The following is a 1,401-nucleotide window of genomic DNA, read 5'->3' on the forward strand; positions in this document are numbered from 1 at the left end:
CTATATATAATGTAGGAACTTTCAGAGAAACTAAAGAGTTGATATTATTAAATTATAATAATAAAAAAGTTCAAGGTATTGTAGATAGAAACAAAATTAATATTGTAAGTACAGAGGGAATACAAGGAGCATATGATCAGTATAATTTCATAATTCCCACACTTGGGAATAAAGTATCTTTAAATCATGAAATAGTTTGGGATGGTATAGTATATACAGTTCTATCTATAGATACTACTAAAAATGATTTATTCTATGTAACTGGTAAACAAAAAGATGTATATAATCCTCATGTATACGAAATTGTTTTAAGTTCAAATAGTGAAACTCTTGTGGAAGGTGGAACTTATCAAATATCAGCTACTTGTAAGGACAATGGAACTGTAGTAACAAATCCGACATTAACTTATTTGAGTTCGGATAATACTATTGCCACTATAGATGATAAAGGTTTGGTGAATGGAGTTAAAACAGGCACGTGCAATATAACTGTAAATTATAACAATACTATTGCAACTCTATCATTGATAATTAATGCAAAACCTATAGACCCTGTTATTTCTTATAGTTCAACAAGTAGTAATGGATATAGTTATAGGGTAAAAGAAGGGGCAACTTTGACATATACCAAAACTATTGATTCAGTCGTTGATAATACATTAGATGTATTATTTACTTTAGATGCAACAGGAACTTTATTAGTAAATAGTAATTCTATTAGTGTTGTTAAGAAAACTGGAAATACAATTCAAGTTCGTAATTTAACAATAACAGCACCTAAAAGTTTTGTATTAACTGTAAAAGATTCTGCTAATGGAACAGTAATTTCAACACAAATAATAAGTACAAGGTCAGCATAACAAAAATGTGGTAAGGGGAATTTCTCTTTATCACATTCTTTATATATAAAAGGAGGTTTACATAATGGAAATACAATTATTATCTATGATACCAACACTAGGATTCGGAACTGTTGCTTGTGTATACTTATGGAGGTATATTAATAAAAAGGATAAAGAAAATAGAGATGACACCAGAGAACAAATATCTTCTTTAAAAAAAGAAAACAAGGAAGATAAGAAGTTATTTCAATCAGCTATAGATAGCTTTAATACATCGGTTCAAGAATTTAAAGCAGTTCAAACGGAAACCAATTCTATTAAAAGTGATTTGATAGAAGTAAAAAGCGATTTATTAATCATTAAAAATAACATGAGCAAATAAAAGAGATAGCTAATTAAAACTATCTCATTAAGATATTAAAAGTTGAACCTTAGAAAATATCTTAAATTCATATTACTATTAATACAAATTAAAGTCAAATGGGTAAACTATAATTTATGGTTTACCTTATTTTTTCGCCCTAAAATTAATGTATACATAGTAATAAAAACTATGTTG

At 27.2% G+C, this 1,401-nt stretch carries 2 protein-coding genes; both read left to right on the plus strand.

The window, feature by feature from the left end; genetic code table 11:
- Positions 1 to 860 (plus strand): Ig-like domain-containing protein (locus CLPUN_RS08115; protein ID WP_158078722.1); only part of this gene is annotated, 860 nt, incomplete at its 5' end.
- A gap of 64 nt (positions 861 to 924) precedes the next feature.
- Entirely contained in the window at positions 925 to 1,224 is a 300-nt protein-coding gene (locus CLPUN_RS08120) for a hypothetical protein (RefSeq protein ID WP_077846802.1), read from the plus strand.
- Positions 1,225 to 1,401: the final 177 nt, after the last annotated feature.

The sequence above is a fragment of the Clostridium puniceum genome (genome assembly GCF_002006345.1).
In the GTDB taxonomy this organism is placed as follows: Bacteria; Bacillota; Clostridia; order Clostridiales; family Clostridiaceae; genus Clostridium; species Clostridium puniceum.

Coding starts and splice junctions, on each gene's coding strand:
- CLPUN_RS08120 (WP_077846802.1), top strand. CDS start 925: ATGGAAATACAATTATTATCTATGATACCAACACTAGGATTCGGAACT.